Genomic DNA, 15,419 nt, shown 5'->3' on the forward strand with positions numbered 1-15,419 from the left:
CTCCGCGACGCACATCGAGGCGATCGATCTGCACGAGCCCTCGTCGCAGACTTCGCGCGGGCGGGCCAACTAAACGGGCGCCGCCCCCGGCAGCGGCCGGGGCCCGGGGCCCGGCGGCCCGGGCATAGCTGCCGGGACGCGGCGGTCCGACGCCGCGCCGACGCCCGGCGAGCGCGCCGACCACGTGCAGCGTGCGCGGCGGCGGGCTACATCCGGCGCATGACGTTCAGCGCGGGCTGGGGACAGCCCTTTGCCGGGTCGTTCATCCGCATCGTCGACGACCGGGGGCGCAAGCACGAGTGGCGGACCCCTCCGCGGCGCATCGTCTCGCTCGTCCCGAGCGACACCTACTCGCTCGTCCGGCTCGGCGCCCGGGACCGCCTCGTCGGCCGCACCCGCTACTGCGTCGCGCCCGCGGAGGACGTCGAGGGCATCGAGCTCGTCGGCGGCACGAAGGACGCCGACGTCGATCGCATCGCCGCGCTCGACCCCGAGGTCGTCGTCGCGAACCAGGAGGAGAACAGCAAGCGCGACATCGAGCGCCTCGACGCGGCGGGCCTCCGGGTGCTCGTCTCGTTCCCGAAGCGGGTCGCGGACGGCGTGGCCCACCTCGCCCGGCTGGCGCGCCTGCTCGGGCACTCCGCGATGACCGCGGCGGCCGCGCCCGCGGCGGTCCCGGAGCGCGGCGAGCCGGACCCGTCGCGGCCGCCGGCCGCCGCGCGCGAGCAGGTCGCGGCCGCCTACCGCGCCCACGCCGCGGCCGAGGCGCGGCGCCGCGCGCGCCCCCCGCTCCGCGCCTTCATCCCGATCTGGATGGACCCGCTGATGACCGTCCATGGCGACACCTTCATCTCGGACATGCTCGACCTCGCCGGCGCGCAGAACGTCTTCGAGGATCGGCCCCGGCGCTACCCGCTCGCGGCCGACCTGGGCAAAGCGCCGCCGCTCCCGCCCGAGCGCGTCCAGGGCCGCGACGTCCGCTACCCCCGCGTCACCCTCGACGAGGTCGTCGCCCGCGCCCCGGACCTCGTGCTGCTGCCCGACGAGCCGCACGCCTTCACCGACGCCGACGCGGCAATATTTCGCTCCCTCGACATCCCCGCCGCCCGCCGCGGCCACGTGATCCGATGCGATGGCAAGGACCTCATGTGGTACGGCGCGCGGGCGCTCGAGGGGCTCAATCGGCTGCGGGAGATCATCGACGCCGCCCGTCCCTGATGCACGCACGACGCGATCGTCTGTCCAGGGGCGCGCGGCCCCATGCGCGCGCCGCGCGGCCGAGCAAGCCCCCTCCTCGCCACGTCGCAATTGGGGTAGGACCGTGGGATGACGTGGACACGGGAGACGTTGCGGGCAGAGATCATCCAGCTCCTGGAAGGACACACGGCCGGCGAGGTAAAGATCGAGGAGTCGAGCCATCTCGTCGCCGATCTCAGCCTCGACTCGCTCGGGGTGATGGAGATCGTCGCGGATATGGAGGATAAGTTCGACCTCTCGATCCCCGACGACATGTTGCGCGAGGTCGACACGGTCGCCGACGTCGTCAAGGCCATCGAGCTCAGGCTCAAGAACGAAGGAAGGCTCTCGGGATGACGGCTGTTTGGAAAGCGCGGACGGTCGCCCAGGCGATCGAGGACGCAGCGGCGAGCACGAAGACGGGCTATCGCTTCATCGAGGAGTCGAGCGAGAACGAGCCGTTCTTCACGCATGGCGGCATCGAGCGCGCGAGCGCGCGCATCGGCGGCGCGCTCCAGGCGCTCGGGCTCCAGAAGGGCGAGCGTGTCGCGTTGATCCTGCCGGACAACGCCGACTTCATCTTCGCCTTCCTGGGCGCGATCCGCGCGGGCATCGTCCCGGTGCCCATCTACCCGCCGACGGGCCTCGGCAAGCTGACCGGCTACCTCGAGAACACGCTGCACATCGTCGCGAAGAGCGGCGCCAAGGTCCTGCTCACGAGCGCCGAGATCAAGCGCGTGCTCGGCACGATCCAGGCGCAGGCGCCGGAGCTCCAGCAGATCGTGGCGGTCGAGGGCATCCGGGGCTCCCGCGAGGAGCTCAAGCCGGTGAAGGTCGAGCTCGACGACGTGTGCTTCCTGCAGTTCACGAGCGGCTCGACGTCGCGCCCGAAGGGCGTGGTGCTCACGCACGCGAACCTGGCCGCGAACGTGCGGGGGATCGTGGAGCTCGGCCTGGCAGTGCGCGAGTCGGTCGACACCGGCGTGTCGTGGCTGCCGCTCTACCACGACATGGGGCTCATCGGCTTCGTGATCGCGCCGCTCTACTACGTCAACACGGTCACCTTCCTGCCGCCGCTCCTGTTCCTGAAGCGCCCGGTGCGCTGGCTGGAGACGATCACGCGCCACCGGGGCAACGTGTCGTTCGGCCCGAACTTCGCCTATGCGCTCTGCGTGAAGCGGATCCGGGAGCAGGAGATGGCCGGGCTCGACCTGTCGACGTGGCGGGTCGCCGGCTGCGGCGCCGAGCCGATCCGGGCCGACAACCTGCGCGCCTTCGCCGAGAAGTTCGCGCCGGTCGGCTTCGACGAGAAGGCGTTCGTCTGCTCGTACGGCATGGCCGAGAGCACGCTGGCGGTGTCGTTCAGCGCGCTCGGGACCGGGCTGCAGACCGACGTGGTGGACGGCGAGACGCTCTGGAAGGAGGGCAAGGCGGTGCCCGCCCCGGCCGACAGCGACGGCGCGTCGTCGCTCGTGCAGTGCGGGTCGGCGTTCGAGGGGCACGAGATCGCGGTGTTCGCGTCGGACGACGCGGAGAGCGCGCGCCCGCTCGGCGACCGCGAGGTCGGGGAGCTCCGGCTCCGCGGCCCGAGCGTGATGCCCGGCTATTTCAACGACCCGGATCTCACCAAGGAGGCGTTCGCGGGCGGCTGGCTGCGGACGGGCGATCTCGGGTACCTCGCCGAGGGCAAGGTCTATATCTGCGGGCGCTCGAAGGAGGTCATCATCGTCAACGGGCGCAACTACTACCCGCAAGATCTCGAGTGGGAGGCGAGCCGCGTCTCCGGGGTCCGGAAGGGCAACGTGATCGCGTTCGGGACGATGAAGCCGCACAACGACCGCGAGCGGGTGGTCATCGTCTTCGAGACGCCGGCGCTGGACGAGCAGGAGAAGCAAGCGGTGAAGGGCGAGGTGCGCCGCGTCGTGCAGCAGGCCATGGGGCTCACGGTCGACGACGTCGTCGCGGTCGGGGCGGGCGTGCTGCCGAAGACCTCGAGCGGGAAGCTCCAGCGGAGCAAGGCGCGGGAGCTCTACGAGAACGGGGAGCTCCTGATCCGCAGCTCGTCGCGCGACGGGGACCGGCTGGACGCGGCGAAGGAGTTCGCCAAGAGCCAGATCAACTACTTCCGTCACGCGATCTTCCGCGGGCGCGGGGGGTGATCCTGGCGGGGGGCGCCTCGAAGGGGCGCCTCCTCGGAGGATCGCTGGACGGCGGGGGCAAGGGGGCGGGCGGCTCTCCGGTGGAGCGAGCGGGCGCGAACGCATAGCCGCTGGTGCGGGGGGCCGTTATCGTCGGCGGCCGGAGGGCGATCCATGCCTGCTTGGCTCAATCAGCTGCTGCCGATCGCTCTGCTGCTCGCGGCCATCGCGGTCGTCATGCGGCGGCTGCCAAAGATCGAGCTCGGACACACGGAGGAGTTCAAGCGCCGGCGGTTCTTCAACTGGTTTCCGCTCGGGCTCACTTACGCCTTCCTCTACATGGGGCGGTATAATCTCTCCGCCAACGCGTCGGCGCTCGACGCGATGCAGCTCGTCAGCAAGCAGGAGTTCGGGAGCATCGACGGCTGGGGGTCGGCCGTCTACGGGGTCGCCTTCCTGCTGAACGGGCCGCTCACGGACCGGTGGGGCGGGCGCACCACCATCCTCCTCGCCGCGGGCGGGTCGGCGCTCATGAACCTGCTCATGGGGGCAGCCGTCCGCGTCGCCCAGGAAGGACAGCTCGACCACGACGGGGCCATCACCACGATGACGGTCCTCTTCGCCGGCAACATGTACTTCCAGAGCTTCGGCGCCGTATCCGTCGTCAAGGTGAACGCGCCCTGGTTCCACGTCCGCGAGCGCGGGATGCTCGGCGGCGTCTTTGGCATCCTGATCTCGCTGGGGCTCTACTTCGCCTACGACTGGAGTCGATTCATCGCCAAGCACCTGCCCATGCAGTGGGCCTTCCACATCCCCGCCCTGCTGCTGCTCGGGTTCCTGGTGCTCGACTTCTTCGTCATCCGCGACACGCCGGGCAAGGCGGGATTTCAGGACTTCGACACGGCCGACGCGTCCTCGGGCGACACCGGCGAGCGCATGGGCCCGCTCGGCGTCGCGCGGCGCATGTTCTCGCAAAGGGTCATCTGGATCATCGTCGCCATCGAATTCTGCAGCGGCTTCCTCCGCAACGCCGTCATGAAGTGGTACCTCATCTTCGCCGACAAGACCGACCTCGAGGGCTTCGTGTCGACCCACTGGGGCGTGCTCCTCTGCATCGCCGGCATCCTGGGCGGTGTCTTCGCCGGCTTCATCTCCGACCATGTCTTCGATTCGCGCCGCGGCCCCGTGGCCTCGGTGCTGTACGCAGGCCTCGTGCTCGGCGCGGTGATCGTCCTCTTCACGCTGAGCCTCCCCATCGCCGGGTGGACCGTCGTGTTCATGTCCCTCTGCGTGATCGGCGTCCACGGCATGCTCTCCGGGACCGCGAGCATGGACTTCGGCGGCAAGAAGAACGCCGGCGTCGCGACAGGCATCATCGACGGCTTCGTCTACCTGGGCACGGCGACGCAATCGTTCCTCTACGGGAGCATCCTGCCCTCGGGCGACGCGGCGAAGGACCCGGCGAACTGGATCTCATGGCCCCTCGCCATGCTCCCGGTCGCCCTCGTCGGCTTCGCGCTGGCGACGCGCGTGTGGAACGCGAGGCCGCAAAGACAAGCCGCGGCCCACTGACGCGCGAAGTCGACGCGCTACAGGATGATCGGCTCGCAGTTCGTGTACTTGAGCGTCGAGATCATGAAGCTCGATCCGCCGCTGCGGCGCTCCGCGAAGAAGATGTCGAGCGGGTAGTTCTTCCCGAGCTCGAGGCCGAGCGCCTCGGCCATCGCGTCGAGATCGAGGGTGTCGAACATCGAGCCGTGGACCCCGCCCAGATCCATCACCAGCTGGTTGTTGATGAACACCCAGATGTCGTCATCGCCACCGAAGATGAAGTCGTCCCCGCCCCTGTACCTGAAGCTCATGTGGAGCTCGAACGTGAAACCGTAATTGTGGTCCCTGTCCTGGTTGCCCCAGCCTTCGCCGTCGATGGGGAAGAACTCCCTGCTGGAGAAGAGACGAAACTCGTCATCGCTCACGTCGAGGGGGACGACGAACCGGATCGAACGGTTGATCTCCGGGACGTCCCGGAACCATTGATCGAAGTGCTCGGGCCCGGACGTGTACTCCGTGGCACCCTCATGGGCGTATACCGGCTTCTGGTCAGGGCCGAGCACACGCTCGACGATGCCCGACAAGCCCGTGCCCTCGAAGCGCTCGAAGTCCGGGTGCCCGCCGGGAGTGCCGTACGCCTTGAAGTCGCGCACCACCCCTTCGAGCCGCGGCTCGCAGCCGGCTTGCCCGCCGCTCGAGGAGGACGTGCCCGGGGCCGAGCCGCCGCCGGCCGGCGAGAAATCGCCGCCCAGGCCGGTCCCGGAGGAGCCGCCGCCCGTCCCCGAGGCGTCGATCTCGATCGTCTTCCCGATGACCTCGGGGATGGCGGTACACCCGGCGAGCGCGAGCGCCGAGGCTGCGGAGAGAAGGATGGCCAGCGATTGCGGAGAGCATGACACGACACGGCACATCGTCAGTAATGCCGATATAGCATATCGGGCCGACTCGCGCCCGCGTGCCGCCCTGCTCCGGCACCCCTTGCGGTCACGACCGCTGGAACGATCTGCCAGGATCGACGAGGCCATGGGCAAGGTGGAAGACGGCGCGATCCAGGGGGTCGCCGGCGCCGGAGAGTTCCTGCCCGCGGCGCGGTTCGGAGACGCCCAGATCCGCCTCGAGTTCCATCGCCTTTCGCGCCGCCCGGGCGGTCGCGGGCGGGGAGATCGGATAGCGGTGCGCACGACAACGAGGGAGCGGTCAGCATCACCACCTGTCCTCGATCGCCTCCACCCTCACCTCGCACGCGTCGTCCCCCCGGAGCGGCGACTTCGTCTCCTGCACCCGGAACCGCGTCCCGATCTTGAACAGCCCGCCGTACGTCTCCGCGTCGATCGGCCGCTCCGTCCCGAAATCCACGCGGTGCAGGAGCTGCATGATCGCGAGCGCCGTCCCCTGCTGGAACAGGAGCCGCGCCCTCGCCGTCGGCCCGTGCCTCATCGCGTAATACGCGCTCTCGTGCGTTATCGGCGCGCGCAGCACCAGCACCCGGCCCGGCTGGAACTCGGGCGCGGAGAGCGCACCCCACCCGAGCGCGCGGGCGAGCCCGAGCAGCTGCTCCAGACGCTCATGCTGGTCCCTGCCCACCGGGCCGCACACCGCCTCGAACGACGCGGAGGCGAGCATCCCGCCGAGCAGGTGGAACGCGCCCGTCTGCGCCGCCTCCCGCACCAGCGCCTCGAACACAGGGACCAGCTCCGGAGACCGACGCTCGATGAGGTGCACCGTGTCGAACGTCTTCTGCTCGAGGTACCCCACCGGCAAGACCGCCAGGTTCACGCCGTACGCCGGGATGAGCCCGCGCTCGTCGGACCGGAGCGCCCCGAGCTCCTCGAGCATCGCGAGCCCCGCGCGCTGCGCCCGCGCCTCCGGGCCGCTCTCGGGTTCCCAGCTCACCCGCGACGACTCGATGACCGCGCGCGTCAGCGCCTCGCCGAAGCGCGGCCGCTCGGACCGCCGCGTGAGCAGGAAGGCGCAGGCCACGTCGCCCCGCGCGACGCACGTCACCTCGTCGGCGTCGAGCCGACCCCAGTCGGACGGGAACGCGAGGCTCGCCGCCGCCGAACAGTAGCCGGAGGCAAACGCGTCCACGACCATCCGGTTCTGGATCCGACCGCCGTACTTCGCGAGGAAGCTCGTGCCGTGGAAGAGCGCCTCCGCCTGCACCATGCCGCCCTCCGCGCTCAGCTCGAACCGCAAACACCCCTGCCCCATCGCGGCGAACAGCTCGGCCGCGAGCTCGAGCTTCTCCCGCGGCGAGGCGCCGTGGCGCGCCGCGTACAGCGGGCCGAGCAGCGCGTGCGTCGCCTCGAACGCCGCCTGCCGGCGCACGCCGCGGCTCTCCCCGCCGAGCGCGTCGTAGATCGTCTGCTCCAGGAAGAGCGCGTAGTGGTGCGAGTGCACGATCACCAGCTGGTCCGCCACGTGGAGCAGGCCGTGGGGGGCGATCGGGCCGAGCAGATCGCCGAGCGGCCCCTCGATGCGGCCCCGCAGTCCGCGCCGGAGCGCCGTCACAGGAGCCTCCGCAGCGCGGCGCGCTCCAGGCCGAGGATGTCCGCCGCCGCCGTCTCGATGAGGACCATCGCCTCCGCGCCGAGCTCGTCCGGGTGCTCCAACGCGAGCGGCGTCAGCCCGGCGCGCAGGGCGAGCCGGAGCCGCGCGACGTGCGGCTCCGGCGCGCGGGCCTCGAGCAGCGCGAGCAGCCGCTCGGTGCGCGCGGCCTCGGCTGATGGCGGATCCGGGGGCGGCGGCGTGCCGCCCGTCCGGCGCGACGGGATGCTCGACGAGCCCCGCGGCGGCGCGGAGCGCGCGACGCCCCGCACGAGATCGTCCACCGTGTCCGCGCTGAGCGCCTCCTCGAACAGCCCCGGCGGGTCGCTCAGCATCTCCTCGGGCGGCTCCTCGAGCGGCAGCTCGGGCGCGAGCTCCGCGGCGAGCCGGTGCGCCACGAGCCGCGCCATGCCGAGCGGCATCGTGCCGTCGAACAGGCTCGCGACCACGCACGCGCGGACGCGGCGCAGGAGGACGGTCCGGCCGCTCAGCTCCAGGGTGACCACCGGGTCCGGGAGCTCCTCCCCGCGGCCGTGCGAGCCCGGCGGCTTGCTCGACGACCGCGCGCCGCGGCCCCGGACGGGCCGGGCCGACGCCTCGCGCTCGGGGACGAGCCGCTGCGCGGCGAGCTGGCTCCCGAGGTACGCATCGCGGAGCCCCGCGGCGACGTCGCCCGGCGAGAGGGCCGCGCCCTCGCGGACGAACAGGGCGTGGACGCGCGCGTCGCTCAGGTGGAACACGACGATCGCCTCGAGGCCGTCGACGCCGTAGCCGATGCTGTCGAGCGCGATCGGAGCGAGCGGGTCGTCGTCGTCCAGCGCGCCCGCGACGGCCGTGACCCCACCGCCGAACGAGGACTCGGCGTGGTCCGCGCTCACCTGACGACCCTGACCGCGACGTCGAGCGCGTGCCGGCACGCGATGCGGACGGCGTGCGCCTCGCGCGGCATGAGGGGGACCGGGCGCATCAGGCCGACGATGTACCCGGCCGAGCGCACCTGGAACCCGATGAGCTGGAAGCACGGCTCGTCGCCGACGCACAGGTCGAACCGCTGCGACGGGGCGCCCGGCAGCGCCGCAACGAGCGAGCCGATCGCCGACGCGATGAGGCCCGAGGCGGCGAGCCGCGCCTCCGTGTCGCGGATCGCGCCGGCGAACGGGAGCCCGGCCGCGTCCGCGAGGAAGACGTCCGTGGCGCCGGTCACCTCGGCGATCCACTCGATCACCCGCTCGCAGCGCGCGACCGGCCCGCCCGCCGCGGCGAGGTCCGGGAAGCGCGGCTGCGCGCGCCCCGCCGCGAGCGCCTCGACGGCGAGGTCGAGGCGCTCCGCGAGCGGCTCGCGCGTCGACACGAACGAGGCCGACGAGGCGGGCGACGGCAGGTCGAGCGGCGCGCCGTGCCGCGCGTCGACGTCGTCCGCCGACGAGGGCAGCGCGCTGCGGAGCCCGAGCTCGCCGCCCGCGCCCGCGCTCGACATCGGCAAGAGGTCGCTCGACGGCGCGAGCTCCTCGAACGACGGCGACAGCGGCGCCGCGGACATCGGCTCCGGCTCCGCCCGCGAGGGCGGCGGCGGCGACCCGAACGACACGAGCGGCGCGCCCGCGGGCGCGATCGACGGGGGCTGCCGCTTCCGCGGCTTCGACTGCTTGACGAGCGCCGCCGCGGTGAGGACGGCGCTGTCGATGTCAAAGGAGGAGCGAGATCGGGCCATCGTCATCGTCCGGCGAGGTGGGCTCCAGGCGAACCAGGACGTCGTTCGCGAGCTGATCGAAGACGCGCGCGAGCGGCGGAGGCCGCTTCTGCATGAGAAGGAGCGGCGCCCCGCGGAGAGACGCCTCGAGGAACGCCTCGTCGCGCGGGATGACGGTATCGAGGATGATCCCGTCGGGGAACCTGGTCCAGAGCGTCTCGGCGACGTCGAGCGACGCGGACGCCTGCCGATCGAACATCGAGAGCACCATGCCGAGCAGCGACAGGCGCGGGTTCGTCTCGGCGCGCACGCGATCGATCACCGCGAGCAGCTGGCCGACCGAGCGGAGCGCCAGCGGCTCGGCCTGGAGCGGCAGGAGCGCGTGCGTCGCCACCTCGAGCGCGCGCGTCGTGACCTTGCCGAGCCCCGCGGGGCAGTCCACGACCACGAGGTCGAAGTCCGGCGCGAGCCGCGCGAGCACGCTCGGGAGCACCGGCGCGCGGGCGAGCGCGTCCTCGAAGCCGGCGACCGTCGTGGGATCGACCCGGCCGACCGTGAGCACCTGGAGCTGCGGATCGCGCGTCCGGAGCAGCACCGACTCGAGGCGCTCGGCGCCCGTGAGCAGCTCCGCGACGCCCGGCCGCGCGCGATCGGCGAGGCCCAGCGACAGCCCGAGGCTCCCCTGCGCGTCGAGCTCGAGGACCAGCGCGCGGTTGCCCGCGCGCGCAAGGGCGAGCCCCAGGTTGAGGGAAATCGTGGTCTTTCCCACGCCGCCCTTCTGGCTCGCGACCGCAATGACGTACATGGACTCCCCGACGGCGCGCAGTCCCGGCGCCCGGGGGGCATCCTAACAGGACGGATGCCGCCGGAAACTAGAGCAGCGAGATCCGCTTCATCAGCGTGCCGCACAGATCGCTCTGCGGGTTGCGCCCGCGCTCGAGCGCGAGGCCGGCGCGGAAGATCTTGTCGGCGCTATCGAGGTTGCCGAGCACCACGTGGCAGAGCCCGAGGAGCTCGTGATCGGCGGGATCCCCGTGGATCGAGACGAGCTCGGTCAGCGCGGGCACCGCGGCGCGGTGGGCGTCGGTCATCGCTTCGGTGGGCTTCGACGGGACGCCCTTGGCGAGGATCATGAGCCGCAGCACCTGCCGCTGGTCCTCGGCCCGGTGCTTGAGAAACTCCGGCTTCTGGAAGAGATCGCGGTATCCCCGGTAGGCCGCGTCGAGGTTACCCCCGCGGGCGAGGGTGACGATGGTCTTGACCGCCTGGACGAGCGCCTCATTGGCCATATCGAGACGATACACGGGCCGGCGCCCCGCGGGGAGCCCGCCGCTGCGCCGACGGAACGTCACGCGGCCGCCGCGCGCTTCCGTCGCCGTCGCTCGCACAGGCGCCGCGCCCGCTTTTGTCGGCGTCGTTCGCGCCGCGCCCGCTTCTGTCGCCGTCGCTCGCGGACGCTCCAGACCGCGAGGCGCAGGGGCGCGTCGCTTGCGGCACCGCTGTACGCCGTGGTAGTCGCCTGGGGCTCAGTTGCCCATGCGCGCTTCTGGACGAGAAACAGGCCCGCCGGCGCCTCGCGCAGGCGCGCCGCACGCGTCCGCCTCCAGGGTCGCGAGGGAGGCCGCTGCCCGCGCCCGCGAGGGCTCCGTCGCGCCGCGGGGGCGCATTCTGCTCGCGTGCTGCCTCTCGGCCAGCGCGCTCGTCACGCTCGCCGCGCCGGCGGCGCTCGCGCAGCCCGGGCCGCCGGCGGACGCGGTCGTGGCGCCGCAGATCCTCGAGCACGTGGACCCTGTGTACCCGCCCGAGCGGCTCGCCGAAGGCGTCGACACGACGGTCACGCTGCTCGTCACGGTCGAGAAGGACGGCACCGTCAGCGACGCTGTCGTGGCCGAGTCCGGCGGCGCGGGGTTCGACGAGGCGGCCATGAAGGCCGTGCGGCGGTGGCGCTTCTCGCCGGCCCTGCGCGGCGGCGCGCCGGCGCGGGCGCGGATCCGGGTGCCGTTCCACTTCGCGCCCGGCCCCCACGAGGAGCAGCCCGAGCCGCCGGCGAGGCCCGATCGGCCGGAGGCCTCCCCGCCGCCGGCGCCGCCGAAGCCGGTGGAGTTCGCCGGGGGCGTCGCGGGCCCGCACGCCGTGGCCGAGCCCGGCAAGCCGATCGAGATCCACGTGCAGGGCCGCCCGAACCCGCCGCGGCGCGCGTCGAGCGACTTCCGGATCGGCCGCGCGGCGCTCACCGCCGCGCCGCACGCGTCCGCCGCCGACCTGCTCCGCACGGCGCCCGGCGTCCACGTCGCGCACCCCGAGGGCGAGGCGGTCGCGCAGCGCATCTTCCTCCGCGGCTTCGACGCGGAGCACGGCCAGGACATCGAGCTCCGGGTCGGGCCGATCCCGCTGAACCAGCGCTCGCACGTGCACGGCCAGGGCTACGCGGACCTCAACGTGGTCATCCCGGAGGTCGTGCGGTCGCTCCGCGTCGTCGAGGGCGTCTACGATCCGCAGCAGGGCGACTTCGCTGTCGCGGGCAGCGCGTACTTCGACCTCGGCGTCGAGGAGCGCGGGCTCCTGCTCAAGGGCACGCTCGGCTCGTTCAACACGCGGCGGCTGCTCGCGATCTGGGCGCCGGAGGCGCAGTCGGAGGACACGTTCGGGGCCGCCGCGGTGCGCACGACGGACGGCTTCGGCGAGGGCACGCGCGGGGCGATCTCGGGCGCGGCCGTGGGCCAGTACCGGATGTACCTGCCGGACGAGTTCTCGCTGCTGCTCCACGTGGCGGCCCACGGCAGCCGCGCGAACCTCGCGGGCGTGCTCCGGCGGGACGACATCGCGGCGGGGCGCGTCGGCTTCTACGACGCCTACCGCGACCCGTCGGCCCGCTCGCAGTCGGCCGCGTCGACCCGGCTCCAGCTCGGGCTCCTCGCGGAGCGGGCGGACGACGACGGCTCCCAGAAGAGCGCCTGGCTCTGGGCGATGACGTCCAGCTACCGGAGCCGGATGAACTTCACCGGCTACACGCAGCGCTCGCGCGTGCGGCCCGCGTGGGCCGGCCGCGGCGATCTCGTCGAGCAGTCGAACCAGGACGTCGCGCTCGGCGGGGGCCTCGCCTACCGCACGCCGCGGGTCCCGCTCGCCTCGTGGCTCACCGGCCAGGTCGCCGTCGGGGCCGAGGTGCAGACCGACGGCATCGATCAGGCGCAGAACCTCCTCCAGCCGCCGCAGAACGAGACGTGGGACCGGCGCGTCGACGCGTCGATCCAGCTGACCGGGATCGGCGTCCACGGCGACGCGCTGCTCGAGCTGTCGCGCTGGGCGCGCCTGCGCGGCGGCGCCCGCGCCGACGTGCTCGTCTTCGACGTGGACGACCGCCTCGGCAACTTCATCCCGGCGTTCCAGAAGGAGACGCACATCGAGGGGTTCCGGCGCACGGCGGCGGGCGTCGCCTTCGGCCCGCGGGCCACGCTGGAGGTCGACCCGCTGCCCGAGCTGCGCCTCTCCGCAGCGTACGGCCACGGCTACCGCTCCCCGCAGGCGCGGCAGCTGGAGGAGGGCGAGAACGCGCCGTTCGCGACCGTGAAGAGCTACGAGGTCGGCGCGACGCTGCGCCCCGGCGGCGGCCTCAGCGCGACCGCGGCCGCCTACGAGACGCGCCTCTCCTACGACCTCGCGTTCGACGCGGCGGAGGGCGGCCTCGCGCGCATCGGCCCGACGACCCGCCGCGGGCTCGTCGTCTACCTGCAGGCGGCGCCGAGCCCGATGCTGACCGCGGGCGTGAGCGCGACGCTCGCCCACGCCACGCTGGACGCGCCGCCCCCGCCGACGCCCGAGAACCCGACGCCGCCGTACGTCGAGGGGCAGCAGCTGCCGTTCGTGCCGCCCGTGGTGGTGCGGGCCGACCTCTCGGTGAAGCGGCCGCTCGTCACGATCGCCGGCCGGCCGATCGTGGGGCGGCTCGGCTACGGCGCGACGTTCCTCTCGGCGCGGCCGCTGCCGTACGCGCAGACCGCGGCGCCGCTCCTCGTGATGGACGCGTCGCTCTCGCTCCGCCGGAGCCTCCGCGCGGGCGGCGATGCCGCGCAGGAGGGCCCGTGGATCGAGGTCGGCGTGGAGGCGCAGAACCTCCTCGACGCCCAGCATGCGGACACCGAGTACTCGTTTGTCTCGAGCTGGCAGACCACCCCGCTGCCGTCGGCGCTGCCGGCCCGGCACATCAGCGCGGGGCCGCCGCGCACGATCCTCGGGAACGTGACGCTCTCGCTATGAACGCTCGCAACGCTCACAACGCTCGCCCGGCCGCCCGCTGCTTGCTCGCCCTCGCGCTCTCCGCGGCGCCGGCGCTCGGCTGCGCTGGCACCGGCCAGCCGGAGGTCTCGTACCTCGCGTACGCCGAGGCCGCGCCGCCCGGAGAGATCGCCGCCGGCGCCTGGACGGTCGTGCTCGACGAGGCGTCGGTCGCCTTCGGGCCGGTCCAGCTCTGCGCGGCGGAGTCCGGCTCGGCGACGCTCTGCGGCACCGCGATCGCCGAGCTGCTCTCCATCGTGCGCGTCGACCTGCTCGATCCGGGGGCGCAGCGGCTCGGCCGGGTCCGCGGCTTCGAGGGGGAGATCCGGAGCGCGTCGTTCGACTACGGGATCCACTGGTTCCTGACCGAGTCGGCGCCGGTGCGGTCGCCCGAGGCGCCCGGCGGGCACTCGGCGCACCTGCGCGGGCGCGCGACGCGGGGGGCGGTGGCGCTCGACTTCGTGGCCGACGTCGACGCGCTGCCGCAGTTCCAGGGGCAGCGCGCGGTCCCGAGCGTCGCGGCCGCGGCGACCGTCGGCGCCGAGCCGGTGCGCCTCGCGGTCCGCTTCGACGTGGGGGCGTGGGTCGCGCGGGTCGACTTCGATGCGCTGGCCGAGGAGGCCGGGAGCGAGGGCGCAGGCGGCGAGGGCGGGACGACCAGCGCGGTGATCGCGCCGGGGTCGCGCGCGCACAACGCGCTGCGGATCGCGATGACGGCGCAGGAGCCGCCGGAGCTCGTCTGGTCGGGGTCGCCGTGAGGGGGCCGCCGCGGCGCCGCGGCAGGCCGAGGGCCGGGCGCCCAGCCCCGGCGATGGGGTCGCCACGCAGGACGCGCTGCGCCAGCGCCACCTCGACGACGATCACTGCGACGCGTCCGCGCGGTGCGGTCAGCTCGGCGCGCCCGTGCGCGCTCGTTCGGACTTCCAACGAGTGAGGAGCAGGATCATGCAGAGCATCGGACAGTCAAGGATCGCGGTCGCGGCGTGCGCGCTCGCGCTGGTCGCGGGTTGTGGTGGTGACGACGACGGCGCGGGGTCCGGGACCGGCACCGTGCAGATCTTCGTGGAGCCGGAGGACACGATCCCCGAGGGCCTCGAGCCGGGCACGGGGGAGGAGAACATCGCGGACGGCTGGAGGGTCACCTACGATCGATTCCTCGTGACCATCGGCAACGTGCGCGCGGCGCGCTCGGACGCGCCGCAGGCGACGCTGAGCGATCCGTCGGTGTTCGTCCTCGACCTCAAGAACGCTCCGGCCACGAGGTATGTGATCGCGGAGTTCGAGGGCGCGAGCGCGGCGCGCTGGGATCGCTTCGGCTTCGATCTCCCGAACGCGCGGGAGGGGGTGAAGACGCTCTCGCCCACCACCGAGGACGACGTGGCCCTCATGGTCGATAACGGCTACTCGGTGTTCTTCGAGGGCTCCATCGAGAAGGAGGGGGGCGAATCGTGCCCGCCGGACGGGGAGTGCGTCCCCGCGGAGGAGGTGCGCTTCAGCTGGGGTCTCTCGGCCGGCACGTCGTTCGAGGACTGCGCGACCGAGGACGAGCTGCCCGGGTTCAGCGTGCCGGCGGGCGGGACGATCGCTGTGAAGCCGACCATCCACGGCGATCACTGGTTCTTCAACAACATCACCGCGGGCGTGGAGCTCACGAAGCGCTACGCGCAGTACATCGCCGACTGCGATCTCGACGGCGACGGCGAGACGACGATCGAGGAGCTCAAGCAGGTGAAGGTCGCCGACGTCTTCGGCCAGGAGTACAACCTCGCCGGCGCGATCGGGGAGCTCGAGACGGCGTACGACTACGTGGTCGCGCAGGCGCGCACGCTCGGCGACTTCCAGGGCGACGGCGAGTGCCCGAAGCGCACGGTGCTGCCGTGATCGGGTGAAGGCAGGCGGCCGCGCCGGTCGTGACGGCCGGCGCGGTCCTGCCTGCGTCAACGCCTCTCGTCCAGGTTCGGCCCACGTCCGGAAGGCGCAAG

14 protein-coding genes are annotated in these 15,419 nt (G+C 72.8%); 7 read left to right on the top strand and 7 right to left on the bottom strand.

The window, feature by feature from the left end; translation table 11 throughout:
- Window positions 1-219 precede the first annotated feature (219 nt).
- From WMF28_RS35260 to WMF28_RS35275, 4 genes are all read left to right on the top strand, one after another.
- Window positions 220-1,218: a helical backbone metal receptor gene (locus WMF28_RS35260; RefSeq protein WP_437597914.1), complete on the top strand. Its 999-nt coding sequence runs from the start codon at window positions 220-222 to the stop codon at window positions 1,216-1,218.
- Window positions 1,219-1,326: 108 nt separating this feature from the next.
- Window positions 1,327-1,593 (top strand): acyl carrier protein, encoded by a 267-nt coding sequence (locus tag WMF28_RS35265; RefSeq protein ID WP_012239660.1) that lies wholly within the window; start codon window positions 1,327-1,329, stop codon window positions 1,591-1,593.
- A complete protein-coding gene (locus WMF28_RS35270; protein WP_437597915.1) occupies window positions 1,590-3,395 on the top strand; it encodes a fatty acyl-AMP ligase in 1,806 nt (601 codons plus the stop codon). Before WMF28_RS35265 ends, WMF28_RS35270 begins: the two co-directional genes overlap by 4 nt.
- Before the next feature lie 153 nt (window positions 3,396-3,548).
- Window positions 3,549-4,946, top strand: a complete 1,398-nt coding sequence (locus WMF28_RS35275; protein ID WP_437597916.1) for an MFS transporter — start codon at window positions 3,549-3,551, stop codon at window positions 4,944-4,946.
- Between the two features lie 17 nt (window positions 4,947-4,963).
- Here the strand turns inward: WMF28_RS35275 and WMF28_RS35280 are convergent, their stop codons facing one another.
- From WMF28_RS35280 to WMF28_RS35310, 7 genes are all read right to left on the bottom strand, one after another.
- A complete protein-coding gene (locus WMF28_RS35280) occupies window positions 4,964-5,824 on the bottom strand; it encodes a fibro-slime domain-containing protein (protein ID WP_437597917.1) in 861 nt (286 codons plus the stop codon).
- 85 nt (window positions 5,825-5,909) lie between these two features.
- Entirely contained in the window at window positions 5,910-6,050 is a 141-nt protein-coding gene (locus WMF28_RS35285) for a hypothetical protein (RefSeq protein ID WP_437597918.1), read from the bottom strand.
- A gap of 78 nt (window positions 6,051-6,128) precedes the next feature.
- Window positions 6,129-7,436 (bottom strand): hypothetical protein, encoded by a 1,308-nt coding sequence (locus tag WMF28_RS35290; protein ID WP_437597919.1) that lies wholly within the window; start codon window positions 7,434-7,436, stop codon window positions 6,129-6,131.
- Window positions 7,433-8,350: a hypothetical protein gene (locus WMF28_RS35295; RefSeq protein WP_437597920.1), complete on the bottom strand. Its 918-nt coding sequence runs from the start codon at window positions 8,348-8,350 to the stop codon at window positions 7,433-7,435. Before WMF28_RS35295 ends, WMF28_RS35290 begins: the two co-directional genes overlap by 4 nt.
- Window positions 8,347-9,183 carry a hypothetical protein gene (locus tag WMF28_RS35300; RefSeq protein ID WP_437597921.1) on the bottom strand — a complete coding sequence of 279 codons (837 nt, stop codon included), beginning with the start codon at window positions 9,181-9,183 and terminating at the stop codon, window positions 8,347-8,349. The genes WMF28_RS35295 and WMF28_RS35300 overlap by 4 nt, the downstream gene beginning before the upstream one ends.
- Window positions 9,158-9,967: a ParA family protein gene (locus tag WMF28_RS35305; RefSeq protein ID WP_437597922.1), complete on the bottom strand. Its 810-nt coding sequence runs from the start codon at window positions 9,965-9,967 to the stop codon at window positions 9,158-9,160. Before WMF28_RS35305 ends, WMF28_RS35300 begins: the two co-directional genes overlap by 26 nt.
- 67 nt (window positions 9,968-10,034) lie before the next feature.
- On the bottom strand, window positions 10,035-10,451 hold the full coding sequence (locus WMF28_RS35310) for a hypothetical protein (protein WP_437597923.1): 417 nt from the start codon (window positions 10,449-10,451) through the stop codon (window positions 10,035-10,037).
- A gap of 247 nt (window positions 10,452-10,698) precedes the next feature.
- Between WMF28_RS35310 and WMF28_RS35315 the strand changes: the two genes are divergently transcribed.
- The 3 genes from WMF28_RS35315 to WMF28_RS35325 all read left to right on the top strand — a co-directional run bounded on the left by WMF28_RS35315 (window position 10,699) and on the right by WMF28_RS35325 (window position 15,318).
- Window positions 10,699-13,419 (top strand): TonB family protein, encoded by a 2,721-nt coding sequence (locus tag WMF28_RS35315; protein WP_437597924.1) that lies wholly within the window; start codon window positions 10,699-10,701, stop codon window positions 13,417-13,419.
- Entirely contained in the window at window positions 13,416-14,195 is a 780-nt protein-coding gene (locus WMF28_RS35320) for a hypothetical protein (RefSeq protein ID WP_437597925.1), read from the top strand. The genes WMF28_RS35315 and WMF28_RS35320 overlap by 4 nt, the downstream gene beginning before the upstream one ends.
- A 187-nt stretch (window positions 14,196-14,382) precedes the next feature.
- Window positions 14,383-15,318, top strand: coding sequence for a hypothetical protein (locus WMF28_RS35325; protein WP_437597926.1), 936 nt, complete (start codon window positions 14,383-14,385; stop codon window positions 15,316-15,318).
- Window positions 15,319-15,419 lie beyond the last annotated feature (101 nt).

Origin of the sequence: Sorangium sp. So ce590 (genome assembly GCF_051521365.1) — a bacterium.
GTDB lineage: Bacteria > Myxococcota_A > Polyangia > Polyangiales > Polyangiaceae > Sorangium.

Excerpts from the sequence above, each read along its gene's own strand:
- WMF28_RS35270 (WP_437597915.1), top strand. The coding sequence starts at position 1,590 with ATGACGGCTGTTTGGAAAGCGCGGACGGTCGCCCAGGCGATCGAGGAC.
- WMF28_RS35315 (WP_437597924.1), top strand. The coding sequence starts at position 10,699 with ATGCGCGCTTCTGGACGAGAAACAGGCCCGCCGGCGCCTCGCGCAGGC.
- WMF28_RS35260 (WP_437597914.1), top strand. The coding sequence starts at position 220 with ATGACGTTCAGCGCGGGCTGGGGACAGCCCTTTGCCGGGTCGTTCATC.
- WMF28_RS35325 (WP_437597926.1), top strand. The coding sequence starts at position 14,383 with ATGCAGAGCATCGGACAGTCAAGGATCGCGGTCGCGGCGTGCGCGCTC.
- WMF28_RS35265 (WP_012239660.1), top strand. The coding sequence starts at position 1,327 with ATGACGTGGACACGGGAGACGTTGCGGGCAGAGATCATCCAGCTCCTG.
- WMF28_RS35275 (WP_437597916.1), top strand. The coding sequence starts at position 3,549 with ATGCCTGCTTGGCTCAATCAGCTGCTGCCGATCGCTCTGCTGCTCGCG.
- WMF28_RS35305 (WP_437597922.1), bottom strand. The coding sequence starts at position 9,967 with ATGTACGTCATTGCGGTCGCGAGCCAGAAGGGCGGCGTGGGAAAGACC.
- WMF28_RS35310 (WP_437597923.1), bottom strand. The coding sequence starts at position 10,451 with ATGGCCAATGAGGCGCTCGTCCAGGCGGTCAAGACCATCGTCACCCTC.
- WMF28_RS35320 (WP_437597925.1), top strand. The coding sequence starts at position 13,416 with ATGAACGCTCGCAACGCTCACAACGCTCGCCCGGCCGCCCGCTGCTTG.
- WMF28_RS35300 (WP_437597921.1), bottom strand. The coding sequence starts at position 9,183 with ATGGCCCGATCTCGCTCCTCCTTTGACATCGACAGCGCCGTCCTCACC.
- WMF28_RS35285 (WP_437597918.1), bottom strand. The coding sequence starts at position 6,050 with ATGGAACTCGAGGCGGATCTGGGCGTCTCCGAACCGCGCCGCGGGCAG.